This is a genomic window from Gemmatimonas groenlandica (genome assembly GCF_013004105.1).
Lineage (GTDB): Bacteria > Gemmatimonadota > Gemmatimonadetes > Gemmatimonadales > Gemmatimonadaceae > Gemmatimonas > Gemmatimonas groenlandica.
Window position 1 is genome coordinate 645,039 of record NZ_CP053085.1, and the last position, 26,681, is coordinate 671,719.

Sequence of the window (26,681 nt, forward strand, 5' to 3'; positions counted from 1 at the left end):
GGGAAATCCCGTGAACCGGGCGAATGGTTCCGGCGGGCGCCCGAAACGCGTAACCTCCCCATATGACCCGTTGCATCCACTTTTTTCGCGTCGCCCATCACGTGGCGACCCTCCTGCTCCTGGCCGCCTGCGCGGCCACGTCCGAGTATGACGTCGTGATTCGTGGCGGTACCGTCTACGACGGTTCCGGTGGCGTGCCGATGACGGGAGACGTGGCCATTCGTGGCGATTCCATCGTCGCCATCGGAACGGTGAGCGGGCGCGGTCAGCTCGAGGTAAAGGCCGAGGGACTGGCCGTGGCGCCAGGCTTCATCAACATGCTGAGCTGGGCCACCGAATCGCTCATCGAAGACGGACGGAGCCAGAGCGATATCCGGCAGGGCGTTACGCTGGAAGTCATGGGCGAAGGCGACTCGATGGGGCCGCTTTCGGATACGCTGCGGGCGGACATGCTGTCGCAGCAGGGGGACATCACCTTCCCGATCACGTGGCGCACGTTGCGCGGCTATCAGGACACGCTCGTGAAGAAGGGGATCAGCACCAACATCGCGTCATTCATCGGCGCGACGACGGTGCGGATCAATCACGTCGGCTGGGATGATCGCGCGCCAACGGCGTCGGAGCTCGAGGCGATGCAGGCTGAAGTGCGCACGGCTATGGAAGAAGGGGCGCTGGGGGTGGGATCGAGCTTGATCTACGCTCCGGCTTTCTATGCGAAGACGCCGGAGTTGGTGGCGCTCATGAAAGCCGCCGCGCCGTTTGGCGGGATGTACATCTCGCACATGCGCAGCGAAGGCGCGCGTCTGGAACAAGCCGTCGAGGAGCTGATCACCATCGCGCGTGAGGCGGGTGTACGCGCGGAGATCTATCATTTGAAGGCGGCGGGTGAGAGCAACTGGCCGAAGATGGACAAGGTGCTCGCGCGCATCGAAGCGGCGCGCGCCGAAGGGCTGGAGATTACCGCCGACATTTACCCGTATACGGCTGGTGCAACCGGACTCGACGCGGCGATGCCGCCGTGGGTGCAGGAGGGTGGCTACGCGGCGTGGGCGAAGCGCTTGCAGGACCCCGCTACCCGTAAGCAAGTCGCGGAGGAAATGCGCGCGCCCACCGACAAGTGGGAGAGCCTGCTGCTGGCGGCGGGTTCGCCGGAACGCGTCGTGCTCTCAGGCTTCAAGGCCGATTCGCTCAAGCAGTACACGGGCATGACGCTCGCCGCGGTCGCGAAGCTGCGGAATACCACGCCGGAAGAAACGGCGATGGACTTGGTAGTGAAAGACGGCACGCGCGTCGGGACGATCTACTTCATCATCGACGAAGACAACATCGCGAAGGAACTGAAGAAGCCGTGGGTGAGCATCGGCTCCGATGCCGGTTCACTGGCGTCGGAAGGCAAGTTTCTGAAGAGCAGTCCGCATCCGCGGGCGTACGGCAGCTTCGCCCGCGTGCTCGGCAAGTACACTCGCGACGAACAGGTGCTCACGCTACAGGAAGCGGTGCGACGCATGTCGGCGCTGCCCGCGAGCAATTTGCGACTGGCGCGCCGCGGTATGCTCAAGCCGGGCTACTTCGCCGACGTGGTGCTGTTCGATCCTGCCACCATTCGCGACAACGCGACCTTCGAGCAGCCGCACCAGTACGCGAGCGGCATGCGTCACGTGTTCGTGAATGGCGTACAGGTGCTGAAGGACGGTGAGCATACCGGCGCAAAGCCGGGACGCGTGGTGCTCGGTGCGGGAGCGAAGCGATGAGCACCCGCCGGGAATTCCTGCAGGCGGCCGGTATCGTCGCGGCGGTCGCGACCAACGACGCGCGCTTCGGACTCAATGTGCGCCCGGGACGCCCCGCGCACGATCTCGTAATTCGCGGTGGCACCATCTACGACGGCAGCGGCGGCGACCCGCGCGTGGCCGACATCGCGATCAGTGCCGGTCGTATCGCCGAGATTGCCCCGCGCATCGTGGGCGCTGGTGAGGAGGAGATCGACGCACGCGGCCTTGCCGTGGCACCGGGCTTCGTCGATATCCATTCGCATGGAGACGGGTCGTTGCTGGACGACCCGCGGGCCGAGTCGTTAGTGCGTCAGGGGATCACGACCATCGTGGCGGGGGCCGATGGGAGTTCGCGCTTTCAAGGGGATGGCGCGCGCAGCTTCACGGCGTGGGCTGCCTCGCTCGAGGCGGCGCGCCCGGCGGTGAATGTGGCCGCGATGATCGGCCTGGGCAGCGTACGCGGCGCCGTAGTGGGCGATGATGATCGCAAGGCCTCCGCCGACGAACTGCAGCGGATGGTGCGCATGGTGGAGCAAGCCCTCGCCGCCGGCGCCTGCGGCGCGTCCACCGGTCTTGAATACACGCCGGGCGCCTTTGCGACTCCCGAGGAGCTGGTCGCGCTCTGTCGTCCACTGGCGGCAAAGCGGTTGCCGTACGCCACGCATATGCGCAACGAAGACGACCGCGTGCTCGAGTCGATCGACGAGTCGATTGCGGTCGCGCGCGGCGCCGGTTGCCCGTTGCAGATCTCGCACTTGAAGATGCAGGGTACGCGCAACTGGCCGAAACTCGATACCGCGTTGGCCCGTATCGCTTCCGCGCGCACGGCCGGCATCGATGTCCAGTTCGACGTGTATCCGTACGAGGCCTATTCCACCGGACTCACGAACCTGTTCCCGGTGTGGAGTCGCGACGGCGGGACCACCGCGTTTCTTGCTCGGCTCAAGGATGCGGCTGTTGCCGCGCGCGTTCGTACCGAAGCGTTGGCCAAGGTGGAGCTGATCGGCGGCTGGGACAACGTGCAGATCTCACGGGTGGCCGAGGCGGTCGACCGCGACGCCGAGGGCAAGCGTATGGGCGCCTACGCGGCGGCCAAGGGAGTTGACCCGTATCTGGCCGCCGTCGGGCTGCTGGAGCGCAACCGCGCCGAAGTTGGCATGCTCGGCTTCGCCATGAGCGAGGACACCATCGACCGCCTGCTGGCGCACGAGTTCAGCATGGTCTGCTCAGACGGCGGCGCCTTCGCGATCGATGGGCCCACCCGACGCGGCAGCCCGCACCCGCGCGGTGCCGGCACCTTCCCGCGCGTCCTCGGCCGCTATGTGCGCGAGCGGAAGGCACTCTCGCTGGCCAGTGCCATCCGCAAGATGACGGCGGTGCCGGCGGCGCGGGTGCATCTGGCCGATCGCGGCAGGCTCGCCACCGGTCTGGCCGGTGATGTCGTGGTATTCGACGTGGCTCGGGTGGCCGATACTGCCACCTTCGCGAATCCCTTTCAGTACCCGCTCGGTATAGCGGCCGTCGTGGTGAACGGCGTGATCTCCGTCCGGGACGGTCAACGGCCGTCGGCCGGGGCCGGGCAGGTGCTTCGTCCCGCGTAGTCACACGCTCCACCCCTCAACGTCTGCCGCCGCTGGGCGTAGCTTTTCTGATGGCCTCTGTCCCGCCCCTCCTCGAGCTCCCTGAGATGATTCGCCGTACACTCTTCCTCTCGATTTCGGCCGCCTGCGCCACGCTTCCACTGGGGCTTTCCGTTGGCGCCCAGGCCAAGCCGGCCGCAGCGCCGGCCCGGGCCGTTGCCAAGGTCCCAGCGGCGGCGATGATGGCCGCCGCCGACCCGGCCCTGTTCAAGGGTCTCAGCTACCGCCAAGTCGGCCATTCGCGCGGCGGCCGCGTCACCACCGTGACCGGTGTGCCATCGCAGCCGAAGACGTTCTATGCCGGTGTCGCCAGCGGTGGCGTGATGCGCACCACCAACGGCGGTGAGTCGTGGGATTTCATCACCGACAACAAGATCCCGCTCGGCTCGACCGGTTCGATCGCGGTGGCGGAGTCGAACCCGAACATCATCTACGTGGGCACCGGCTCGGACGGCGTGCGCAGCAACGTGTCCACGGGCCGTGGGGTGTACAAGAGCGTCGACAACGGTGCCACCTGGCAGTTCGCCGGCCTGTACAACGCCGGACAGATCGGCGCGGTGCGGATTCACCCCACGAACCCGGACATCGTCTGGGTCGCGGCATACGGCGACATCTTCAAGCCGAACAACGAGCGCGGCATCTTCAAGACCACCGACGGCGGCAAGTCGTGGAAGAAGACGCTGTACGTGAGCGACAGCACGGGCGCGATGGATGTGGAGTTGCAGCCCGGCAATCCGAACGTGGTGTACGCGTGGATGAATCGCATCGAGCGCAAGCCGTGGTCGATCATCTCCGGCTCGCGCGAAGGCGGTTTCTACAAGAGCACGAACGGCGGTGACAGCTTCACCAAGATGGTGGGTGGCCTGCCGAATCAGATCACCGGCAAGGGCAACCTGGCTGTCACGGCGGCCAACCCGAATCGCATTTACGCGCTGGTCGAAGCGATGCCGGGCGGTGGTCTGTATCGCTCCGATGATGCCGGTGCGAGCTGGGCGCTCATGAACAGCACGCCGGGGCTGATCACGCGTCCGTTCTACTACACGTCGCTGGGCGCCGATCCGTCGAATGCCGATGTGGTGTACGGTGGCGCCGAAACGTTCTACAAGAGCACCGACGGCGGCAAGACGGTCGCACCGTTCCGCACACCGCACGGTGACAATCACGACATCTGGATCAATCCGACGAACAGCAACACGATGGTGCAGTCGAACGACGGTGGCGCGAACGTGTCGTACGACGGCGGCAAGACGTGGAGCTCGCAGGATGTGCAGCCGACGGCCGAGTTCTACGGCGTGTGGCTGGACAACGCGTTCCCGTACAAGCTGTACATGGCGCAGCAGGACAACAGCACGTACATCGTGCCGAGCAACAACGACCTGTTCAACATGAGCACCGTGCGCACGGGTCCGGGCTGTGAGACGGGTCCGATCATTCCGCATCCGAGCGACCGGAACCTCATTCACGGCAACTGCAAGGGGCAGTACTCGCTGATGAACGTGGACGCCGGCGTGACGAAGAACTACTGGATCGGCGCGCAGTCGCTGTACGGAAACGACGGTGGTGATCTCGACTACCGCATGCAGCGCACGACGCCGATGGCGCTGTCGCCGCATGACCCGAAGGTGCTGTACTACGGCTCGCAGTTCCTGCATCGCACCCGTAACAACGGCGCGACGTGGGAGAAGATTTCGCCCGACCTCACCTGGTTCCCGAAGTGCTGTCAGGGCGGCAGCGGCGAGCCGATCACGCGTGACGTGACGGGTGAAGAGTTCTACAGCACGCTGTACGCGATTACCGAATCGTCCCTGGAGAAGGGCGTGATCTGGACGGGTTCGAACGACGGTCCGTTCTCGGTCACGCGTGACGATGGCAAGACGTGGAAGCGCGTGACGCCGAAGGAGCTGGGTGAAGGCGGCCGTGTGGCATGGATCGAATCGTCGCCGCACCGCAAGGGCTCGGCCTACTTCGCGACGTATCGCTACCTGCTCGGCGACTACAAGCCGTACATCTACCTCACGAACGATTACGGCAACACGTGGAAGCTGCTCACCGATGGCACGAATGGTATTCCCGCCGACGCGCCCACGCGTGTGGTGCGTGAAGATCCCGTGCGCGAAGGACTGCTGTACGCCGGTACCGAGTTCGGCATGTACATCTCGTTCGACAACGGTGGGCACTGGCAGCCGTTCAACCTGAACATGCCGCAGATCCCGATCAACGATATCAAGGTGTACCGTGGTGACCTGGTGGTCGCGACGCAGGGTCGCGCCGCCTGGATCATGGACAACATCGCGGCGTTGCAGCAGATCGGCCCGACCACGCAGAGCGAGTCGTTCGTGCTCTTCAAGCCGCGTGACGGCTACCGTACGACGACCACGCCGCAGCTGCTCGGCCCGACGGTGGACTACTTCCTGGCCAGTGCACCGAACGACACCGTCCGTATCGACATCGTCGATGCGGCGGGCAAGGTCGTGAACACGTACAAGAGCGGCATCATTCCGCAGGCACCGCGTCCGCGCTTCGGCGGCGGCGAGGATGACCCCGATGAGGCGATGATGGCGGGACGTGGTGCGCGCCCGACGCTGGTGGCGCCGACGGTGAACCTCGTGACCAAGAACGCCGGTATGAACCGCTTCGTGTGGGGCGTGCAGCACTCCAACGGACTTGGCTCACCGCCGGGCACCTACACCGCGAAGGTGACGGCCGGTGGCGTCACGAAGTCGGTGCCGCTGCGCGTGCGCATCGACCCGCGCCTGGCGGCCGACGGTACGACGGAAGCCGACCTGCAGGCGCAGTACACGCACAATCTGAAGATGCGTGAGATGGTGGCCGACGTGAACGCGCTGCTGGCCCGGGTGCGTACGGCGGAAGCCAAGTACAAGGGCGCCACCGGCGCGGCGGCCGACACGGCCACGAAGGTGAAGGAAGTGAGCGAGATCGTGAACACGCAGCCCATTCGCTACGGCAAGCCGGGGCTGCAGGCGCACATCCAGTATCTCGCCGGCATGACGGCGCGGGCTGACCAGAAGGTGGGTCAGGACGCGTACGAGCGGTACACGTTCCTGCGCAAGGAACTGGAAGCCGCGAAGGCCAAGCTCGATCGCGCGATCGGGCCGGCCACGCGCATGTAATCGCGAGTCATGCTCGACGCGATTCGTAAGTTGATCGGAGACAGCGTGCCGGGGACTCCCGGCACGCACTCCCGGGTGCAGGTGAACGACGTGCGGGTGGCGGCGTGCGCCCTGTTGGTGGAACTGGCGTGCGCCGATGGCGAGTTCAGTGAGGCCGAGCAGGCGCGGATCATGGACATTTTGCAGCGGCACTTCGGCGTGGACGACGCCGGTGCGAAGCAGATGCTGGCCGAAGCGGCGGCGGCCAATCACGACGCGGTAGACCACTTCGTGTTCACGCGGCAGGTGGTGAAGGACTACGACGTCGCGCAGCGCATTGTCTTGGCAGAATTGATGTGGCAGGTGGCGCTGGCCGACGGCTCTCTGGATAGTCAGGAGTCGTATCTCATGCGGAAGCTGGCCAGCCTGTTGCAGCTGGAGCCGGCGTTCCTGGCCCAGGCCCGGAAGAAGGCGGAGTAGGGGAAGCGTCGGCGTCGGGAACCCTTCCGGCGCCGATTGGGTAAATTCCCATGCTGTCTGTTCCGCTTTTCTTTCCATTCCCGACCATACCAACCCTTCTCAACACTATGTCGCTTACCCGTACACTTCGTCGCGGCGCTTACGCCGTGGCTGCTCTTTCCCTGATGACGGTGTCCGCTTCTGCTCAGGGTGGCATGAAGATGGATCCCAAAGCGCCGGCGTCGCCGCGCGATTCCGTAGTTACCACGGTTGCTGGTGCGAATATCAACGTGAACTACGGCCGTCCGTCCAAGCGTGGTCGCGTGCTGTTCAACGGACTCGGCGACATGAAGTGGGGCATGGTGTGGCGCACGGGCGCCAACGAAGCCACGCACTTCACCACGAGCAAGCCGCTGCAGTTCGGTGCGACCCTGGTGCCGGCGGGTACCTACACGCTGTTCACGAAGATCGTCGAGAACGGCAAGTGGGAGCTGGTGGTGAACAAGCAGACGAAGCAGTGGGGCACGGATTACGACGAGAAGCAGGATCTTGCGCGCATTCCGATGACGGTAACGAGCAACAACGCGGTGGTCGAGAAGATGGAGATCATGGTGAAGCCGGCGGGCAAGGGCGGCGAGATCATTGTGGCGTGGGACAATTACAAGGCCGTGGCGGGATTTACGGCGAAGTAGGCGGTAGGGGGTAGGGAGTACGGAGTACGGGGTACGGAGCGAGATCGCTTCGTACCCCGTTCTGCGTTTCTACTTGGTGCGCGGCAGCATTCCTTCCACGGCAGCAGCCGACGGCGATTGGCGCTCCGATGGAAAGCACTGAGTTGCTAGGCTGGCGTTCGCGCCGCATGATATGGCGAGCTCACCCCTCGCCACGCACTCCGTACAGGTATCCATGTCGCTCCGCATTGAAGGAATCGCGAAGACGTATCCGAACGGCGTACGCGCGCTTCAGGACATCTCTCTTTCCATCGCGCCCGGTATGTTCGGGTTGCTTGGCCCCAATGGCGCGGGTAAGTCGTCGTTGATGCGCACGATTGCCACGCTGCAGCCTCCCGATAGTGGATCCATTCACTTTCGCAACATCGATGTGCTGAAGGAACCGGAGAAATTGCGGGCGCAGCTCGGGTATCTGCCGCAGGAGTTTGGGCTCTACCCGAACATGCCGGCCGAGGCCATTCTCGATCATTTTGCAACCCTCAAGGGCGTGGTGCACGCTGGCGAACGAAAGGAACTCGTGGCCGCCCTGCTGAATCAGGTCAACCTGTACGACGTTCGTAAAAAGAGTGCCGGCGGCTACTCGGGCGGCATGAAGCAACGGCTTGGCATTGCTATCGCGCTGGCCGGTAGCCCCCAGCTGTTGATCGTGGATGAGCCGACCGCGGGCCTTGATCCCACCGAGCGAAACCGGTTTTTGAACCTGCTCGCCGATATCGGGGAGAAGGTCGTCGTCATTCTCTCCACACACATTGTCGAAGATGTGCGCGAGCTGTGCTCGCAGATGGCCATCATCAACAAGGGCCAGGTGATCGTCCACGGTGAGCCGGAACGAATCATCGACGAGGTGCGCGGGCGCATCTGGCGTCGGACGGTGCCCCGTGCTCAGGCCGACGCCTACAAGGCGCGCTACGAGGTCATCTCGACTCGCATGGCGGCGGGCAACACCGTGTTGCATGCCTACGCCGAGACTGATCCTGGGGACGGGTTCATTGCGATTGAACCCGATCTGGAAGATGTCTACTTCCATCGCCTTGCGGCGGCATCGGGCGGCCGTGTGCCGGTGGAGGCCTGATGTTCGGCACGCTCTTCGCCTTTGAACTGCGAGGCCATTTTCGGCGACCAGCGACGTGGCTGTACGTCGCGATTGTGTTCCTGTTGGCGTTCTTTGCGATCAGCACCGATGCGGTGCTTGTGGGCCCGGCGCTTGGTAAAGTGAAACGCAATAGCCCGTATGCGCTCGCACAGATGTATGCCATCATGCTGGCGATCGGTCAGATCATCACCAGCGCGTTGGTGGGCACCACCGTATTGCGCGACTACGAGGCGGGCGTCCACGAATTGCTCTTCACCACGCGCATCACGCGCGCGGGGTATTTGGCGGCCAAGTACGTCGCGGCTTTGATCGCCATGCTGTTGGTGTTCTCCGCGTTGCCGGTCGGCGCGCTGTTGGGCACCCTGATGCCATGGATCGACGGGAGCACGGTCCAAAGCATCGTACTCTGGCACTACATCCAACCGTTCCTTGCCGTCGGCGTTCCCGGTGTGTTCTTCATCAGTAGTATGCTGTTTGCCGTGGGCTCACTGACGCGCAGCAGTTTCGCGGTGTACGTCTGTGGCATTCTGCTCTTGGTTGGCTACTCAGTGGCTGGCCGATTGGTGCAAACGCTCGATCGTGATCAGCTGGCGAACCTCATCGACCCGTTCGCGCTCCGCTCGATCGATCTGGTGACGCGCTATTGGACACCGGTAGAAAAGAACGCGCGCACATTGCCGCTTGATTCGTTTTTGGGGGCCAATCGGCTGCTGTGGGTTGCAGTCGGTGTCGTGCTGTTGGTAGCGGCATTCCGCTTCATGCGCCTCGAGAAGGAGGCGCCGGTGACGTCACGGCGAAAAGCGATCAAGGCGGCCGAAAGGGAACGTGTCATGCCAAAGAGCGGCTGGCGACCTCGCGAGACCTATGCGCCGCCCAGCGCCATCGTCGGCTGGTGGGGTGTGACCACCTTTCATATTCGGTCACTGATTCGTTCCGTGCCGTTTCTCGCGATCGCCGCGATCGGATTCATCAACGTGCTAATGAGCGCGTGGTTCGCGGACCAGAATGGTCAGAACCGCAGCTGGCCCATGAGCTGGCTCATGGCGGAAACATCGGTTGGTTCGGCCGCACTGTTCATGGTCGTGTTGTTGACGTTTTACGCCGGTGAGTTGGTCTGGCGCGAGCGGCAAGTGCGGCTCGATCAGGTACTCGATGCAAGTCCGGTGCGTACTGTCAGCGTCTTGGCAGGAAAGTTCACGGCGATGATGGCGCTCCTGTTCGCGTTCGGCACCGTCGCCATGCTAGGTAGTATGACCGTGCAGGTGCTCAAGGGGTATCCGGTCATCAACCTTGGCGTGTACGCATTGTACGTGTACGGCACGGACTTTCCAGGCTGGTTCGTGATGGTTGCGCTCGCGTTTCTCGTACAGTCCCTCGTGCCGCGCAAGCCCATCGGACACGTGATCGTGATCCTGATCTGGGTCGCCAATATCGCGACGGCGAATCTCGGCTATGACTACCGACTGCTGCAGATCGCGGCATCTCCGGCCATGCGTTGGTCCGATCTCAACGCCACGGGTCCGTATCTGCAGTCGTTTCTGGCGGTGCATGGCTTCAATCTAAGTGTCGCCGCGATCCTGCTGGCGGTCACTTATGTGGTCTGGCATCGGGGAACGGCGATGGCGTCCTTGCGCGATCGGTTGGCCCCCCGGCTTCGTGGTGGCGTGTCGGCCCTGGCGGCGGGCGGCGCGGTCGGGGCAACCGCGTTTGGCGGCCTGTTTTACTACAACGCGAGCATCGTCAACCCGTACTTCACGCGGAAGGAAGGGGAGCGCCGGCAAGTCGCATATGAACGCACGTGGCGGCCGCTCGAAACGCTCACGCCGCCAAAGGTCGTGGCCACGTCCATCACCGTGGACCTTCAGCCGACGGCCGGCACGGCGCGCACGGCCACCAGTTACACGATGGTCAATCGCTTATCACGAGCGATTGACAGCGTCCTGGTCAATGTTGCGAGCGATCTACCAGGCCTCGGGGTGACGCTCGATACCCTGCGTTTTGATCGTCCGCATACCGTGCTCAAGGCCGACACCGCCTTCGGTGTTCAACTCGTTCGGCTCGCCACACCGCTCGCGCCCGGCGACTCGCTGCGCCTTCGGGTCGTGCAACACTATGCCAGGCGCGGCTTCCCGAGCGGGGAGCCAGACCGCTCACTGGTGGAGAACGGCACGTTCTTCAACCGCGACAAGTTTCCGACGCTCGGGTACGGTCAGGACCAAGAGCTGCAGAGCGACGAGTTGCGCAGGAAGTACAAGCTTCCGCTGCAGCGCCGCGGAAAGCCGCGCACCGATGTCGTCGCCCTGCAACGGCAATCGTTTTCTCAGGATGCCGACTTCGTTTCGTTCGAGGCAACGGTCAGCACGGACCCCGACCAGATTGCGATGGCGCCGGGGTACCTGCAGAAAGAGTGGGCAAGCAACGGCCGCCGCTATTTTCACTATGTGATGGACAAGCCGATGCCGAATTTCTTCTCGGTACTCTCGGCGCGCTGGACCGTGACGAAGACGATGTGGCGCGACGTGCCCGTCGAGGTGTACCACTATGCAGGGCACACGTTCAACGTCGCACGCATGCTCGAGGCGTCGAAGGCCTCGCTGGAGTTCTTCTCCAATGAGTTCGGTGTGTATCCGCATCGGCAGCTGCGCATTCTCGAGTTCCCACGGTACGCGGGTTTCGCGCAATCGTTCCCGAACACCGTCCCATACTCGGAAGCCATCGGCTTCGTGGCCCGCGTCGATTCATCCGATGTGGAGGACACCGACTTGCCGTACTTCGTGACCGCGCACGAGATCGCGCACCAGTGGTTTCCGTATCAACGCATGCCGGCCGACGTGGAAGGCGCGCAGATGCTTTCCGAGTCGCTATCCGAGTACGCTGCGCTCGTGGTCACGGACCGTCTTCACGGGCGCGCCTTTACGCAGAAGTTTCTTCGCGCCGAGCTCGAGCGCTATCTGCGTGGCCGTGCGGGTGAGACCAAGGGTGAGCACCCGCTCACCCGCGTGGACCTGCAAGCATACATCTGGTACCAGAAGGGGTCCCTGGCGCTGTTCGCGCTTCGAGATCTGATTGGCGAGAGTGCACTGCACGGCGCACTGCGCGCGTACCTCGATGAAGGCCGGTTCGCGGGGCCGCCGTATGCCACGACGCTCGACCTCATGAAACACATTCGTGCGGCGACGCCAGACTCAATGCAAATGGCGGTCGACGACTATTTCGAGACGATCACGCTGTGGGACGTGAAGACCGATAGCGTGCTGACCGCCAAGCAGGCCAATGGGCAGTACAAGGTCACGGTCGTAGGAACCGCCACGAAGTTTCGCGCAGACTCGCTGGGCACCGAGGCACCGGCACCCCTGAACGATTATATCGACGTCGGCGTCTTTGCTGCGCCCAAAGCCGGCGCGCGCATTGGCGCGCCGCTGGCAGTTCGCAAGATCAAGGTGACCAGTGGCGTGGTGCGCGCGGAATTCATCGTCAAGAGCACGCCAGCCCGCGCAGGTATCGATCCGTACAATCTGCTGATTGACCGAGTGCCGTCGGACAACAGTCGCGAGGTGCGACCATAGCGTCCGTCCAAGCGTGGTCGCGTGCTGTTCAACGGACTCGGCGACATGAAGTGGGGCATGGTGTGGCGCACAGGGGCCAACGAAGCCACGCACTTCACCACGAGCAAGCCGCTGCAGTTCGGTGCGACCCTGGTGCCGGCGGGTACCTACACGCTGTTCACGAAGATCGTCGAGAACGGCAAGTGGGAGCTGGTGGTGAACAAGCAGACCAAGCAGTGGGGCACGGACTACGACGAGAAGCAGGATCTTGCGCGCATTCCGATGACGGTAACGAGCAACAACGCGGTGGTCGAGAAGATGGAGATCATGGTGAAGCCGGCGGGTAAGGGCGGCGAGCTCATTGTGGCGTGGGACAATTACAAGGCCGTGGCGGTGTTTACGGCGAAGTAAGCGGTACGAAGTACGGGGTACGAAGCACGGGGTACGGAGCGCAATCGCTTCGTACCCCGTATCTGTCCACGCGATGCGTGCCTACCTCGGCTTGACGTCGTCAAAGTCCATCTTGTAGATGTCGTCGATGTGCGTGCCCGGTGGAAGCATCAACAGATCGTTGATAAGCCCGGTGTGCAGGTCGTACACCCATCCATGCAGGTGAATGTCGTGATGCGTCTGCCACGCGTGCTGTACGAATGACGTCTCCGCCAGCTTCCAGACCTGCTCCTGGACGTTCAATTCGACCAGTCGGCGCAGGCGACGATCGGGGTCGGCGAGCCCATCGAGTTCGTGCCGGTGAATGCGATATACATCCTTGATGTTGCGCAGCCACTTGTTGATCAGGCCCAGATGCTTGTGCGAGAGCGCATTCTTGACGCCGCCGCACCCGTAGTGACCGCAGACGATAATGTGCTTCACCTTCAACACCTCAACCGCGTATTGGAGCACGCTGAGCATGTTGAAGTCGGTATGAATCACCTGATTCGCGATGTTCCGGTGCACAAACAGCTCGCCCGGTTCGGTGCCGGTCACGTCTTCGGCGGGCACACGACTGTCCGAGCAGCCGATCCAGAGAAACTCCGGCGTCTGGTCGTCGGCCATGCGCAAGAAGTAGTCGTCACGGACGTTGAGCTTGTCCTGCACCCAGGCCTTGTTGGCGAGGAGCAGCTTCTTATACGACTCCATTGGTCCGTCTCCGCTTCCGGTAGTTTTGCGACTTGTTGTGGAACTGCTTGAACTCGATCGCGATCTGCTTGTGGGGCGCTCCCTCCTGGAAGTCCGCAATCACGTCGTACAGGTCGCTGTCGATGAAGCTGGCCCGCGTGCCGTCGACGATCAGACTCGACTGTGTGGGTAGGGAGGCGAGTTTGGCCTTGAGCTCAGACTTGTTGACGAACGACGCATCCTTGTTGAAGCGCAGCAGATACATCGACTCCTGATGCACCAGTGTGAACGCCGAATGGTGATTCGTCCGGATCACGAAGATCACGCCGAACACCACGCCAATCAGCACGCCGATCAGCAGATCAGTGAAGACGATTGCAATGACCGTCACGATGAACGGGAGGAACTGATCAACGCCCGCCTTCCATGAATCGCGGTACAACGCGGGTTTGGTAAGCTTGTAGCCCACCATCAGAAGCACCGCAGCCAGACTGGCCAGCGGGATGCGATTGAGGAGGCTCGGTATCGCAACAACGCACACGAGCAGGAGGACTCCGTGAATGAAGGCGGACCACCGCGATCGGGCTCCGGCGTATACGTTGGCCGAACTCCGCACAATCACCGCGGTGACCGGAAGACCGCCAATCAGTCCGGCCGCGATATTTCCCACACCTTGGGCCATTAGTTCACGGTCCGGATTGGAGATCCGTCGCTGCGGATCCAGCTTGTCGGAGGCTTCGAGCGAGAGCAAGGATTCGATACTCGCCACAATGGCGAGCGTCAGGCCGGTGGAGTAGATCCGGCGGTCCGTCCACCGGGACCAGTCAGGACCGGATAATTGCGCAAGCAGGTCAGTCGGCCCCCCTGCCGGTAGCGTCACCAGATGGCCGTCTTCGGCGCGCAGGAAGAAGTCGGGCGAGATGGTGCGGAACAACTCGTTCAGCAGGATGCCAACCGCCACGACGATGAGCGCGCCGGGGACCATCGCGAGCGACTTGCGTGACTTAATCCACGGGGACTCCCACGCGAGAAGGATCGCGAGGGAGACGACCGAAATGAGAATAGCCTCTCCGTTCGCGGATACGACGGCATCCGCCACATCGGAGAGCGTTGTTGACGCTCCATCCGCCGAGCGGAAGAAGTCGAAATCTCCCTCGTAACTGGTGTCACGACCGAGCGCATGCGGAATCTGCTTGAGGATGATGACCACGCCGATCGCGGCCAGCATCCCCTTGATCACCGCGTTGGGCACATAGTTGGCAATGCGACCCGCACGCAGAAACCCGAAGCCCACTTGCGCCACGCCTGCCACCAGCACCGCCAGCAGAAAGGCGGGGAAGGAACCGAGCGATTGAATGGCCGTTGCCACGATTACGGCGAGGCCTGCGGCCGGTCCACTCACGCTCACCGATGATGCGGAAAGCATCGAGACGATGAGTCCGCCAATGATGCCCGAAATGACGCCGGAGAAGAGCGGCGCTCCGGAGGCGAGCGCGATGCCGAGGCAGAGCGGTAGCGCCACGAGGAAGACGACGAGTCCGGCTGGCGCGTCGTGCGACCACGACACCTTCCCGCTATAGGACGAGACTACCGATTCACGAGGTGATGTCATTGAGTGAGGAGAAGATGGTCGCGAGCTGGCAGACAAACCGCCGAGGCCTACCGCTTGGCCCATGGCGTTCGGTGCGCCTACGGCATCCGGTGGCGTACCGTTGTGCTCTGGAGTGGTCACGCTGAGTCGCTACCGCTAACGCCGCCCCCGCGCGATCTCGGTGCTCTTTGGTACGTACAAGTCATTCACGATGATCCCCAATATATTGGGGCACTGAGGCGCAGCCAATTCGTCATAGCCCCGACTCCCGACTTCGCTGTTAATGCCCAATCGCCCCAGCATCACGATCGCGCGGGTCCGCCGCCCCTTGCCGTACGCCCTTGGCGTTCACAAAGATCGAATGCGCGGTGCCCTGATTGCCGCCGAGTCGCACGGTGTGGCCCATGGCTTCCAGCGCCTTCACCGTTTCCGGTAGCGTGCCGTTGCGCTCCATCGTGATCACGTTCGGTAACCACTGGTGGTGCAGCCGCGGCGCGTTCACGGCGTCCTGCACGGGCATCTGAAAGTCGATGAGGTTGAGCACGACTTCCATGACGGTGTTGATGATGGTGCGACCACCGGGACTGCCCACCACCGCTACGAGCTTGCCGTCTTTGGCGAGGATCATCGGTGTCATGCTGGAGAGCATGCGCTTGCCGGGCTGCGCGATGTTGGGCTTGGTGCCCACCAGGCCGGTGCTGTCGGTGAGACCGGGCTTGCCATTGAAGTCACCCATCTCGTTGTTCAGCAGGAAGCCGGCGCCGTTTACGACCGCGCCTAATCCGTAGCCGGCTTCGAGCGTGTACGTGACCGACACGGCCATGCCGTCTTTGTCGACCACCGAGTAGTGCGTCGTCTCGTCGCTCTCGTAGCCCTGCGCCACGTCGGCCGGTGCTGACGGCGACGCTTTGTCTTTCGTTATCGTGCTGCGCAGCTCGGTGGCGTACGCTTTGCTCATCAGCTTCTCGAGCGGCGGCTTGGTGAAATCGGGATCTCCCAGAAATAGCGCACGATCGCGAAACGCCCGGCGCATGCTCTCGGCCAGGTAGTGCACGTATTGCGGCGAGTTGTGACCGAGGCTCTTGAGGTCGTAACCTTCGAGAATGTTCAACATCTCGATCATGGCCGTACCGCCGGAACTCGGCGGCGGCATCGAGATGATCTCGTAGCCGCGATAGGTGCCCTTCACCGCCGCGCGCTCGGCCGGCTGATACGCCGCCAGGTCGGCTTCGTTGATGAGGCCACCGTGTGACGCCATTTCCTCGGCGATCAACTTGGCCGTGGTGCCCTTGTAGAATCCGTCGCGCCCCTGATCGCGCACGCGCGTGAGCGTTTTCGCGAGATCGCCCAACACGAGCTTCTCGCCCTCCGCGTACGGCTGGCCGTCTTTGTAGTACGCCGCGATCGTGGCGGGATACGCCGACAATCGCGTTTGCGCGCCTTTCAGTGATGCGGCCAATCCGCTCGGCACCGCGAACCCATCGCCTGCCAACTTCACGGCCGGGTCGACCAACTTGGCCCACGACACCTTGCCGTACTTCTGGTGCGCATGCGCGAAGCCGGCCACCGTGCCCGGCACGCCTACGCTCTTGTGCGAGTTGTGATGAATGCGCGAGGAGTAGGCACCGGTGCTGTCGGTGAACATCTCCGGCGTGGCGCGCGCGGGAGCCTTCTCGCGGAAATCGATGGTGGTCGTCTTGCCGTCGGGGAAGCGAACCACCATGAAGCCGCCGCCGCCGATGTTGCCGGCGGTGGGGTAGGTGACTGCCAGCGCGAACCCGGTAGCGATGGCGGCGTCGATCGCGTTGCCGCCGTTGGCGAGCACGTCGCGGCCAGCCTGGCTGGCGATGGCGCTGGCCGACACGACCATGCCCTTGGGGGCGTCGACCGCGGCGCGCGGGGCCCGGGCGGCGGCCGGTTCCTGCGCGCCTAGGGCGAGGGGGAGGACGGCACCGGCCAGCCAGATACGGGCGGCGGCGCGAGCGGGCAGGGTAGAGAGAGCCATGGATCGGCGGGGTTGGGGAGGCTGGACCGGGCGAATCTACCTTTTCCTCCCATCCCTGACTATGCTTCAAGGCTCCCCGGAAACGGGGACCCGGGTGCGGGTCGGAAACGCCGACTTCGCGACGAGCCCGGAACGCTGGCGGCCCCGCAACGGGCATCACGCTGGCGAGCTGTCCAAACTGTCTGAACTGAGATCAGAACATGGCCGTCAAGATTCGTCTCCGCCGCGAAGGCCGGAAGAAGACCCCGATGTACCGTATCGTCATTGCTGATTCGAAGGCGCCGCGCGACGGCCGTTTCATCGAGATCATCGGACAGTACCAGCCGCAGCTCGGCGAGAACGCGATCAACCTCAAGCATGATCGCGTGGAATACTGGATGAACGTCGGCGCCCTGCCGACCGACACGGTCCGCTCGCTCCTCCGCCGCGCCGGCATCCTCAAGTCGCGCCACGAAGCGCGTCTCGCGGCCAAGCTGCAGGCCAACGCGGTCGCCCTCCCCGAGGCGTGATCTGCCGGACTATGTGATTGTCGGCAAGGTGCGTCGCGCGCATGGTGTGCGCGGCGCCTGGGCCGTCGAGTCGCTATCTGCGGCGCCGGACGTGATTTTCACGTCCGGCGCTGTCATTTATGCGGGCGACCGGAAGGGTGAAATCAGCGGCGACGCCACGGCGTCCATGCTACACATCGAAGACGGCCGTCCGATGAACAAGGACTGGCTCGTGCGCGTCACGGAAGTGACCGACCGCGATGTGGCCGAGACGTGGCGCGGCCGGTACCTGCTGGCCGACACCGCCGACATGCCCGAGCCGGACGACGATGAGATGTACATCTTCGCGCTCATCGGCATGCAGGTCGAAGTGGATGGTCAGGGCCACGTGGGCGAAGTGCGCGACGTATACGAAGCGCCGCAGGGGCTGATTCTCGAAGTGGAGACCGCGACTGGTCGTCCGCTGGTTCCGTGGCGCCCCGAAATCGTCGAGCGCGTGGACGAAGAGCGCAACACGATCGTGCTCAAGCCGCTCGACGGCTTGCTCGACGACTAGCGCGGCCACGAGACCACAGCCGTGCTGCGCATCAACGTCGTGACGATCTTCCCCGATTTCTTCGCAGGGCCGCTTTCCATCAGCATTCCGGCCAAGGCGGCGGGTACTGGTGGCGTGTCGTACAACCTGATCGATCTACGCACGTTCACGTACGACCGGCATCGCACTGTCGACGACTATCCGTTCGGTGGCGGACCCGGCATGGTGATGAAGCCCGGGCCGTTCTTCGAAGCGGTGGAGTCGGTGCAGGCCAGAGCGCCGATCGTGCTGCTGTCGCCGCGCGGTCGCCGCTTCTCGCACGCCGACGCGGTGCGCTTCGCCGCCGGCACCGAGCTCACGCTGCTCTGCGGTCATTACAAGGACGTCGACGAGCGCGTGGCGACGCACTTGGCCACCGAAGAACTTTCACTCGGCGATTTTGTGCTGAGCGGCGGCGAGCCGGCGGCGTTGGCCATCATCGATGCCACCGTGCGTTTGCTGCCTGGCGCGATGAGCGACCTGGAAAGCGCGCGCACCGATTCGTTCTACGATCGCGGCATCAGCGCGCCCAGCTACACGCGGCCGGCGGAGTATCGCGGCTTCACGGTACCCGAGGTGCTGGTGGGTGGCGACCACGCGAAGCAGGTGGCGTGGCGCGATGAGCAGAGCCTGCAGCGCACGCGCGATGCCGAGGCGCGTGATCGCGCCGAATGGACCGCGCGCGAGCAAATGATCGCCACGCGCGAGGCGGCCATTGCGGCCGTGGAGCGTGTGCAGGCGGCGAAGGCGTTGAAGAAGGCGAAGGAAAAGGCGGCGAAGGAACGCGCCCGTGCGCGGGCAGCGCGGAAGAGTGCCGCTGACGCTGCGGAGTCCGAATGAGCCTGCGCGTGTTCGTCACCGGCGGCACGTTCGACAAGGAGTACGACGAGCTCACGGGCACGTTGCACTTCGAGGCCACGCATGTCGAAGAGATGCTGCGTCGCGGTCGGTGCATGCTCGATGTGAACGTCGAAGTACTGATGATGATCGATAGTCTCGAGATGAAGGAGTCGCATCGACATCGCATCGTGGATGCCTGCGTCGCCTGCACGGAAACGCAGATCGTGATCACGCACGGCACCGACACGATGGTGGAAACGGCCACCGTGATCGCTGCCGCCGTGACCACCAAGACCATCGTGCTCACGGGCGCGATGGTACCCTATGCCTTCGGCAGCTCCGACGGCCTGTTCAACCTGGGCAGCGCGCTCAGTTTCGTGCAGGCGCTCGCGCCCGGTGTGTACGTGGCCATGAACGGCCGCTGCTTTCGCTGGGATGACGTGCGAAAAAACAGGGACGTAGGCGTGTTCGAGCCGCTGGGCGAGGCGTAGCAGGAGCCCTCGGCGGCGGCTATTCTTCGGGATTGCTTCCCACTCCCCTCTCCGAACTTCTTCGGTACCCCGGCATGGCCAAGATCAAGGTTGTGAACCCCGTCGTCGAGATGGACGGCGACGAGATGACGCGCATCATCTGGCAGTTCATCAAGGACAAGCTCATCCTGCCGTATCTCGACGTCGAACTCGAGTACTACGACCTCGGGATCGAGCACCGCGATGCGACCAACGACCAGGTCACGATCGACTCGGCCGAAGCCACCAAGAAGCATGGCGTGGCGGTGAAGTGCGCGACGATCACCCCTGATGAAGCCCGAGTGAAGGAGTTCGGGCTCAAGAAGATGTGGAAGAGCCCCAACGGCACGATCCGCAACATCCTGGGCGGCGTGATCTTCCGCGAGCCGATCATCATCTCGAATATCCCGCGTCTGGTGCCGGGGTGGACGAAGCCGATCGTGGTGGGCCGTCATGCGCACGGCGACCAGTACAAGGCGACGGACTTCAAGGCGCCCGGTGCCGGCACCGTGACCATGACGTACACGCCGGCCGATGGCAGTGCGCCGATGGAGTTCGAAGTGGTGAAGTTCGGCGCCGACGGTGGTGTGGCGATGGGCATGTACAACTTCAACGACTCGATCCGCGACTTCGCCCGCTCCAGCCTCACCTACGGCCTGCAGCGCAACTACCCGGTGTACCTCAGCACCAAGAACACGATCCTCAAGGCGTACGACGGCCAGTTCAAGGATCTGTTCGAGGAAGTGTTCAACACCGAGTTCAAGGCCGAGTTCGACGCGAAGGGTCTCACGTATGAGCACCGCCTGATCGACGACATGGTCGCGTCGGCGCTCAAGTGGGAAGGTGGCTACGTGTGGGCGTGCAAGAACTACGACGGCGACGTGCAATCGGACATCGTGGCGCAGGGCTTCGGCTCGCTCGGTCTCATGACGAGCGTGCTGCTCTCGCCCGACGGCAAGACGATGGAAGCCGAAGCGGCGCATGGCACAGTGACGCGTCACTACCGCGAGCACCAGAAGGGCAACAAGACGTCGACCAATCCGATTGCGTCGATCTTCGCCTGGACGCGCGGGCTCGCGCATCGCGGCAAGCTCGATGGCACGCCGGCGGTCACGGCATTCGCCGACACGCTCGAGCAGGTGTGCATCGAAGCGGTGGAAGCGGGCGAGATGACGAAGGATCTCGCGATTCTCATTTCGAAGGACACGCCGTATCTGCATACGGAGGCGTTCCTCGACGCCATCGATCGCCGACTGCAGGCGAAGATGGCGTGAGGACGCGGGCGCTCGCCTTACTTGGCGAGCGCTTTCACGACGGCGCTGAGAGCCGTCACCCGCTTGGCCTCAGGGCTGGCGGCGGCATCGGTGTCGAGCTGTGCAGCGAGCGTGTTCAACGCCGCCGCACGCTTGGCACCGTTTGCTTTTTCGGCGGTCGCCAGCTGGGCCAGCACGCCGGTGAGCCACGCCTTTGGTACCGCGCTATTGCGGGCCAGCTGGTCGGTGTAGGCCCGTGCCACGACGAACGCGGCGGGCCACACGGCCTGCGGCTGTTCCTGCGCGTTGAAGTACGCGTACTTCACGAGCTTGGCGGCGTCGAGTTCGTTCTTCGTGATGAACTCACTGGGGGTAAGCTCCCACACGTCGAGCCCACGGGCGATCTCCGAGCCGTAGATCAAGCCGTTGTACCAGTAGGCCGACCACGTTCCGGCACTCACCAGCGCGGTGGAATCCATCGGGCCGCGATCGAAGAAGCCGATCTCGAACGCGTGATCGGGGTCGGTCCAGTCGAACACGTTGATGCCGCCCTGATACCACGACTGCACCATGACTTCGCGGCCGGGAATCGGGATCAGTGAGCCGTTGTGCGCTACGCAGTTCTCCTGATTGCTCTGCGCGGCGGGCAGCTTGAAGTAGCTCTTGAAATCGAGCTTGTCGCCGTTGCGCACGAAGATCGCGTCGGCGCCCCATTCCTTCTTGTCGGTCGCACGGCAGCGTGGAGCCGTGCCACCGCCCCATTCGTCGGAGAAGAGGACCTTGCTGCCATCGTTGCTGAAGGTGGCCGAATGCCACGCCGACATGTTGGTGTCAGCGGCGGCGTAGATACGCTTCGGGTTCTTGATGTCGCGAATGTCGAGCAGAATGCCGTAGCCGCTGCATGCACCACCGGCCAGACCAACCGCCGGATACGTGGTGATGTCATGGCACTGCGTGGGACCACCGCGTCCGGCCACCGAAGGGCGCGCCGGCGCACCAGCCGGCCGCTCGCGCCGATCGGCGGCGGCGTCGGCGTGACGCACGGCTTCACCGAGTCCTTCGAAGATGCGCGGCGAGCTCACGATGGCGGCTGCCGCCGGGTTCTTCACCGGCACCTTGATGACTTCAATACGAAACAGCGACGAGTTCGGATCGATGTCGGGATTGGCCGCCGAACATCCTGCCAGCTCTTCATTTGAGCGTACGCCCGCTGAGCCGGAAACATAGATGTATACGTTTTCTGGATCCTTCGGGTCGGTGACCAGCGTATTGGTGTGCGAGCCACGGCACGTCTGCACGGTCGTGATCGAGCGTGGATGCTCGATGTCGCTGATGTCGATGATGCGGATGCCACGCGCGCGATCTTTGCTGACTTCATCCTGCACGCCGCCCAGTCCGCAGTCCACGCGACCGCTCACGGCTTCGGCCGACACGAAGAGCAAATTGCCGTACACCGTAACGTCGCTCTGCGAACCGGGGCACACAAAGGCGGCGCGCAACTTCGGCTTGCGCGGATTGCCGATGTCCCACACCTGCCAGCCGCTGTAGTTACCCTGGAAAACCAGATTCCCGCTGAAAGCGAGGTCGGAGTTCTTGAGTCGCGCGTCGCCGGGGGTGCTGAGATTGAGAAACGCCTCTGAATTCTTCGTGTTCGAGACGAGTTTGAGGTTCCACGAGGCTTCGCCAGCGTCGAACCAACCGGCCTTGAGGCCGACGCGCGGGTCGGGCGTGGGCTGCGCGTAGGCAACCGGTATGGCCGCCGTACTGCCGGCCACCAGCAGGGCGCCGCCAAGCAGCGATCGAAAGGGCGTTCGCATGGGAAGAGTGGGAGAGTGGGGAAAGGACGGACTGCTGCGATGTCGGTGTGTGACGCCGGTGCGTGTTGTCGGTGCTTACGGACGCGAGCGAGTTTTGAGCATCAGCTCCATGCGATCGATTTCGGTGCTCTGATCGGCCACGACATCGGAGACGAACTTGAAGACGTCATCATCGTTGGCGGCGCCCTTGGCGCTCATGAGCTCATCCACCATGCTGATGGCGCCGCGATGGTGCTGGATCATGAAAGTGAGGAAGTACCAATCGAAGGCCGGCCCTTTGGCCGTCTTGAGCGTATCCATCTGCGCCGTGGTGAGCATGCCGGGCATCATGCCGCCCGCGCTCGCCCTCGTGCCGGCACCACTCATGTTCGACATATCCATGCCGGCGTGAGGCGCATGCGCCATCGCTTCCATGTCGCCGGCCGGCACGGCCTGTTTGCGCTTGCCGAGCCACGTTTTCATGAAGGCGATTTCGTCGGTCTGCGCGACGGTGATCCGGCCGGCGAGCACACGCACTTCGGACGTCGCGCCGTTCGCGTCGGCGAACGACGACATCGTCACGGCCTGCGCGTGATGGTTGATCATGCCCTGCATGAAGGCGACGTCCGCCTTGGTGTAGGGGGGAATGCCGCCGTCCTGCGCCGCCAGTTGCGCGGGTGTAAGCGGACGTGTGCTGCGTGCGCCGCCGCTGCCCGACGCACAGGCGCCGAACAGGGAAGCCGTCACGGTGACCGAGGCGACGACAGCGACGCGAAGACGTGCGCGTGCAGACATGGATCAGGGGAGCGTGAGAGTGGGGAGCCCGGCCGCTTTGCGTTTGGCGTTGAAGGCGGCGATGCCGGTGGTGCGCAGCGCGTTCCACTTGGGTAATACGTCGACCCCCATGGCGCGCGCTGCGGAGCAGGCTGCCACCTGCGTGGAGGTGGGGGCCACGTCGGCGTTGTGCATCGCCATGGCGGCGGCCAGCATCGCCGTGCTGGCGCTTTCGAGTGAGGCCGCGGTGGTGGTGGCGCCGCGACGACGGAAGCCTCGGATATTGCGGGCGGTGGCCGACGACGGCGCGACCGCTTCGAGCTGCGCTTTGAGGGCATCGACATCGGCCCCGCTCATGGCGTTCAGCTGCGTGACGACGGCACGGGCGCTCACGAAGGCGCGGTGGGTCTCCACGGCGCCGCGGTACATCTCGGTGCTTAGCGCGTGCAGGCGCGCGAGGCCGGCGGCCGGCGTCTTCACGCGCGGATCGAGCCGAAGCGTGAGCGGCTGCTCGTACGTCGTGCCGTTGGCGGTGAGACGCACGGTGTACCGGCCGGGCGGGGCCCACGGGGCGTTCACGACGGGGAGCGTGCGGCCCGGCACGGCGCCGGTGGCGTCATCGTCGCCTTGCGGAATGGCGTCTTCCGGGGTGACCGGATCGAAGTGGAGATCCCACGTGAAGCGGTGGAGACCCGCATCGTCGGACAACGCCTGCGGCGGGCCAGGCCAGTAGAGCGGCAGTCCGCAATACGGCGCCGTCGGCGTCTTCTTGCACACCTCGTTGTAGCGAGCACGATCGATGTACGGATGTGGATCGAGCGCCTTCTGCGCGCTGGAGTACGAGCGCACCAGCTTCCCCGTGGCATCGAGAATTTCGAGCGCGATGGGCGAGGAGGCCTTGGCGGCGAGCATGTAGTCGATGAACACGCCCGATGGCGCGCTCTCGCCCGACGGCATCTCCGGCGGCCACGGCGTGGGATCGTTGGTGGCAAAGCGGACGCGTACCGCGGTGGCCGGCTTGAAGAGATACGCGTTGCGAGCAGCGACGGCCGCGCGCGAGGCGGCCATCTGACGCAGCGGAGTGATGTTGTCGAGAATGTAGAAGCCGCGGCCATGCGTGCCGGCGATCAAGTCGCTGCACAGGCACGTGCTGTCGTCCTTGACCTGAAGGTCGCGCACCGCAATGGCCGGCATGTCGATGCGCAGCGACTCCCAGTGGTCACCGTCATCGTACGACACCCACACCTGCGTATCGGTGGCGCCGTACAGCAGCCCCTTCACCTTGGGATCTTCACGGATGGCATTCGCCGGCGCATTGCCCGGCAGTCCGTTGCTGATTTCCGTCCATGTCGCACCAGCGTCGTGCGTGCGATAGAAATGCGGACGCAAGTCATCAAGACGGAAGGTGTTCGCGGCGATGTACGCCGTGCCGGCGTCGAAGTGCCCGGCGTCGATGTTATAAATGCGCGTCCACGCCTTGAGAGCGCTCGGGGTCACGTTCTTCCACGACGTGCCACCATTGGTGGTGACCTGCACCTGTCCGTCGTCGGTGCCGGCCCACAGCACGCTGGCGCTGCGCGGCGACGGTGACAACGCGGTGATCGCACCGGCCGGTGCCGGGGTCACGGCGCTGCTGTACTTGCCGGCCGTGGCGGGAACGTCCCACGTCTGCCGCGCGAGATCGGGGCTGATGCGCGTCCAGCTCTGGCCGCGATCGAGCGTCTTCCACACGACGTTCGACGCGTAGTACAGCACGTCAGGATTCACCGGCGAGAAGTGCAACGGCATCGTGCGCACGTTGCGGCCGAAGTTCTCGCCCTTGGGGCCGCGTACCGACAGGTCGGGGCCCACCAGCACGGTTTGTCCCGTGCGACGATCGTACTTCGACACGTTCGTTCGCTGGCTACCGAACACCACATCGGGATCACGCGGATCCGGCGCGGCGATACCGTACTCCTGGATGTTGACCGGATGCCAGTCGTGGAACGTGATGCGGCCGTCGTCGGAGCGGCTGTTCACGCACGCCGAACCGGAGTCTTGCTGGCCGCTGCAGACACGATACGGAAACGCGTTGTCTGTGGTCACGTGATACATCGCCGCCGTGGGCTGCGTGTACCAATTGCTCCACGACGCGCCGCGATTACCCGACACCACCGCACCCTGGTCGGCCACGGCGAAGATGAGATCGGGATTGTTGGGATTTACCCAGATCTTCTGATAGTCGTCACCGCCCGGCGCGCCGCGTACGGCCGACCAGGTGAGGCCGCCGTCTTCGGTGCGCCACATGACCGTCGACGCGCTATACACCACGTTCTCGTCGCTCGGGTCGACCGTGATCGTGGGCAGGTCACCACCGCCGATGCGCGCCAACGGACGATTGTCCACGAACTTGGGCGCGGCGCCCACGGTCGAACCGGGACCATTCACCGCGAGGAACCAATGCTCGCCGGCGTCGGTGGACTTGTAGAATCCGATCGGCCCCGATGCACCGGCGGCAGACCCGGCCGGTGGCGCCGCGGCGACCATGGCGTACAGCACCTTCGAGTTGCCGGGCGCGAACGCAATGTTCGCCTGCAGCACCGACGGCAGTCCTACCGTGAGTTGCTTCCAGGTAGTGCCACCGTCGGTCGACTTGAAGATGCCGTTGCCGCCACCGCCGAAGCCTTGTCCTTCGATGAAGCTCTGTTGCTGCTGCCAGAGCGTGGCGTACACGATGTCGGGATTCTGCGGATCGATGCGCACGTCATTCGCGCTCGTGTACTCGTCCTTGTACAGCACGCGCTGAAACGACGCGCCACCATCGAGCGACCGGAACACGCCGCGTTCCGTGTTCGGTCCGTAGGGATGTCCGAGTGCGGCCACGAACAACCGGTCGGGATTTTTCGGGTCGACATCGACCATCGCGATCATCTGCGACTCGCGCAGGCCGAGATGCGCCCAGGTTTTACCGTTGTCGATCGACTTGTACATGCCATCACCGACCGCGAGATCGGGACGGATGATGCCGGCGCCGCTGCCCACGTAGATGACGTTCGGATTCGACGGGGCGACCGCGATCGCCCCGATGGAGCCGGTGGGCTGGTCGTCGAATAACGGCACCCAGTTCGAGCCGTAGTCGGTGCTGCGCCACACGCCGCCGTTGTCAAAGCCGGCGTAGAACACACTCGGCTGCGAGGGCACTCCGGATAGGGCGCGCGCACGGCCGGCTCGGAGGGGACCGATAGCGCGCCAATGCAGCGCGCTCAAGCCCGAATCAGTTTGCGCGGGGAGCACGCGCGCGATCGGTGAGAGCGCCGTCGCGAGAGAAAGCGCGAACGAGCAGCGGGCCTGCAGAGAGCGCGGGATACGCACGGGGAGCCTGAGCCGAGGAAGAGGGTGCGGG

At 64.0% G+C, this 26,681-nt stretch carries 18 protein-coding genes and 1 pseudogene; 13 read left to right on the plus strand and 6 right to left on the minus strand.

Going from position 1 to position 26,681, the window contains the following annotated elements; all coding sequences use genetic code 11:
• The first annotated feature begins 62 nt into the window (after positions 1-62).
• The 8 genes and pseudogenes from HKW67_RS02665 to HKW67_RS02700 all read left to right on the plus strand — a co-directional run.
• A complete protein-coding gene (locus HKW67_RS02665) occupies positions 63-1,751 on the plus strand; it encodes an N-acyl-D-amino-acid deacylase family protein (RefSeq protein WP_171223926.1) in 1,689 nt (562 codons plus the stop codon).
• Complete coding sequence (locus HKW67_RS02670) at positions 1,748-3,373, plus strand: N-acyl-D-amino-acid deacylase family protein (protein ID WP_171223927.1); 1,626 nt, start codon at positions 1,748-1,750, stop codon at positions 3,371-3,373. Before HKW67_RS02665 ends, HKW67_RS02670 begins: the two co-directional genes overlap by 4 nt.
• Positions 3,374-3,459: 86 nt before the next feature.
• On the plus strand, positions 3,460-6,543 hold the full coding sequence (locus tag HKW67_RS02675) for a WD40/YVTN/BNR-like repeat-containing protein (protein ID WP_230981110.1): 3,084 nt from the start codon (positions 3,460-3,462) through the stop codon (positions 6,541-6,543).
• A 9-nt stretch (positions 6,544-6,552) separates the two neighbouring features.
• A complete protein-coding gene (locus tag HKW67_RS02680; protein WP_171223928.1) occupies positions 6,553-7,002 on the plus strand; it encodes a tellurite resistance TerB family protein in 450 nt (149 codons plus the stop codon).
• 170 nt (positions 7,003-7,172) lie between these two features.
• On the plus strand, positions 7,173-7,673 hold the full coding sequence (locus HKW67_RS02685) for a DUF2911 domain-containing protein (RefSeq protein WP_171223929.1): 501 nt from the start codon (positions 7,173-7,175) through the stop codon (positions 7,671-7,673).
• A gap of 214 nt (positions 7,674-7,887) precedes the next feature.
• Positions 7,888-8,784, plus strand: coding sequence for an ABC transporter ATP-binding protein (locus HKW67_RS02690; RefSeq protein ID WP_171223930.1), 897 nt, complete (start codon positions 7,888-7,890; stop codon positions 8,782-8,784).
• Entirely contained in the window at positions 8,784-12,371 is a 3,588-nt protein-coding gene (locus HKW67_RS02695) for an ABC transporter permease/M1 family aminopeptidase (protein ID WP_171223931.1), read from the plus strand. The genes HKW67_RS02690 and HKW67_RS02695 overlap by 1 nt, the downstream gene beginning before the upstream one ends.
• A 12-nt stretch (positions 12,372-12,383) precedes the next feature.
• Positions 12,384-12,761 (plus strand): annotated as a pseudogene (locus tag HKW67_RS02700) (DUF2911 domain-containing protein); the annotation flags it as partial.
• Between the two features lie 81 nt (positions 12,762-12,842).
• Here the strand turns inward: HKW67_RS02700 and HKW67_RS02705 are convergent.
• From HKW67_RS02705 to ggt, 3 genes are all read right to left on the minus strand, one after another.
• A complete protein-coding gene (locus HKW67_RS02705; RefSeq protein ID WP_171223933.1) occupies positions 12,843-13,490 on the minus strand; it encodes a carbonic anhydrase in 648 nt (215 codons plus the stop codon).
• Positions 13,477-15,081 (minus strand): SulP family inorganic anion transporter, encoded by a 1,605-nt coding sequence (locus HKW67_RS02710; protein WP_171223934.1) that lies wholly within the window; start codon positions 15,079-15,081, stop codon positions 13,477-13,479. The genes HKW67_RS02705 and HKW67_RS02710 overlap by 14 nt, the downstream gene beginning before the upstream one ends.
• 259 nt (positions 15,082-15,340) lie before the next feature.
• Positions 15,341-17,065, minus strand: coding sequence for a gamma-glutamyltransferase (gene ggt / locus HKW67_RS02715; RefSeq protein ID WP_171223935.1), 1,725 nt, complete (start codon positions 17,063-17,065; stop codon positions 15,341-15,343).
• 200 nt (positions 17,066-17,265) lie between these two features.
• Here ggt and rpsP point away from each other — a divergent pair, with 200 nt between their 5' ends.
• The 5 genes from rpsP to HKW67_RS02740 all read left to right on the plus strand — a co-directional run bounded on the left by rpsP (position 17,266) and on the right by HKW67_RS02740 (position 20,750).
• Complete coding sequence (gene rpsP, locus HKW67_RS02720; protein WP_171223936.1) at positions 17,266-17,574, plus strand: 30S ribosomal protein S16; 309 nt, start codon at positions 17,266-17,268, stop codon at positions 17,572-17,574.
• A 13-nt stretch (positions 17,575-17,587) separates the two neighbouring features.
• Complete coding sequence (gene rimM / locus HKW67_RS02725; protein WP_171223937.1) at positions 17,588-18,109, plus strand: ribosome maturation factor RimM; 522 nt, start codon at positions 17,588-17,590, stop codon at positions 18,107-18,109.
• 21 nt (positions 18,110-18,130) lie between these two features.
• Positions 18,131-18,967 (plus strand): tRNA (guanosine(37)-N1)-methyltransferase TrmD, encoded by an 837-nt coding sequence (gene trmD, locus HKW67_RS02730; protein ID WP_206044580.1) that lies wholly within the window; start codon positions 18,131-18,133, stop codon positions 18,965-18,967.
• Positions 18,964-19,458 carry an asparaginase domain-containing protein gene (locus HKW67_RS02735; protein ID WP_171223938.1) on the plus strand — a complete coding sequence of 165 codons (495 nt, stop codon included), beginning with the start codon at positions 18,964-18,966 and terminating at the stop codon, positions 19,456-19,458. The genes trmD and HKW67_RS02735 overlap by 4 nt, the downstream gene beginning before the upstream one ends.
• Before the next feature lie 74 nt (positions 19,459-19,532).
• Positions 19,533-20,750 carry an NADP-dependent isocitrate dehydrogenase gene (locus HKW67_RS02740; RefSeq protein ID WP_171223939.1) on the plus strand — a complete coding sequence of 406 codons (1,218 nt, stop codon included), beginning with the start codon at positions 19,533-19,535 and terminating at the stop codon, positions 20,748-20,750.
• 17 nt (positions 20,751-20,767) lie between these two features.
• On the opposite strand, the gene HKW67_RS02745 is transcribed toward HKW67_RS02740, so the two are convergent.
• From HKW67_RS02745 to HKW67_RS02755, 3 genes are all read right to left on the minus strand, one after another.
• Positions 20,768-22,546 (minus strand): LVIVD repeat-containing protein, encoded by a 1,779-nt coding sequence (locus tag HKW67_RS02745; protein ID WP_171223940.1) that lies wholly within the window; start codon positions 22,544-22,546, stop codon positions 20,768-20,770.
• A gap of 75 nt (positions 22,547-22,621) precedes the next feature.
• The gene (locus tag HKW67_RS02750) at positions 22,622-23,320 is read right to left on the minus strand and encodes a DUF305 domain-containing protein (RefSeq protein ID WP_171223941.1); all 699 of its coding nucleotides are present in this window, start codon (positions 23,318-23,320) and stop codon (positions 22,622-22,624) included.
• Between the two features lie 3 nt (positions 23,321-23,323).
• Entirely contained in the window at positions 23,324-26,650 is a 3,327-nt protein-coding gene (locus HKW67_RS02755) for a hypothetical protein (protein ID WP_206044581.1), read from the minus strand.
• Positions 26,651-26,681: the final 31 nt, after the last annotated feature.

Coding starts and splice junctions, on each gene's coding strand:
- HKW67_RS02665 (WP_171223926.1), top strand. CDS start 63: ATGACCCGTTGCATCCACTTTTTTCGCGTCGCCCATCACGTGGCGACC.
- HKW67_RS02670 (WP_171223927.1), top strand. CDS start 1,748: ATGAGCACCCGCCGGGAATTCCTGCAGGCGGCCGGTATCGTCGCGGCG.
- HKW67_RS02675 (WP_230981110.1), top strand. CDS start 3,460: ATGATTCGCCGTACACTCTTCCTCTCGATTTCGGCCGCCTGCGCCACG.
- HKW67_RS02680 (WP_171223928.1), top strand. CDS start 6,553: ATGCTCGACGCGATTCGTAAGTTGATCGGAGACAGCGTGCCGGGGACT.
- HKW67_RS02690 (WP_171223930.1), top strand. CDS start 7,888: ATGTCGCTCCGCATTGAAGGAATCGCGAAGACGTATCCGAACGGCGTA.
- HKW67_RS02695 (WP_171223931.1), top strand. CDS start 8,784: ATGTTCGGCACGCTCTTCGCCTTTGAACTGCGAGGCCATTTTCGGCGA.
- HKW67_RS02705 (WP_171223933.1), bottom strand. CDS start 13,490: ATGGAGTCGTATAAGAAGCTGCTCCTCGCCAACAAGGCCTGGGTGCAG.
- HKW67_RS02710 (WP_171223934.1), bottom strand. CDS start 15,081: ATGACATCACCTCGTGAATCGGTAGTCTCGTCCTATAGCGGGAAGGTG.
- ggt (WP_171223935.1), bottom strand. CDS start 17,065: ATGGCTCTCTCTACCCTGCCCGCTCGCGCCGCCGCCCGTATCTGGCTG.
- rpsP (WP_171223936.1), top strand. CDS start 17,266: ATGGCCGTCAAGATTCGTCTCCGCCGCGAAGGCCGGAAGAAGACCCCG.
- HKW67_RS02735 (WP_171223938.1), top strand. CDS start 18,964: ATGAGCCTGCGCGTGTTCGTCACCGGCGGCACGTTCGACAAGGAGTAC.
- HKW67_RS02740 (WP_171223939.1), top strand. CDS start 19,533: ATGGCCAAGATCAAGGTTGTGAACCCCGTCGTCGAGATGGACGGCGAC.
- HKW67_RS02745 (WP_171223940.1), bottom strand. CDS start 22,546: ATGCGAACGCCCTTTCGATCGCTGCTTGGCGGCGCCCTGCTGGTGGCC.
- HKW67_RS02750 (WP_171223941.1), bottom strand. CDS start 23,320: ATGTCTGCACGCGCACGTCTTCGCGTCGCTGTCGTCGCCTCGGTCACC.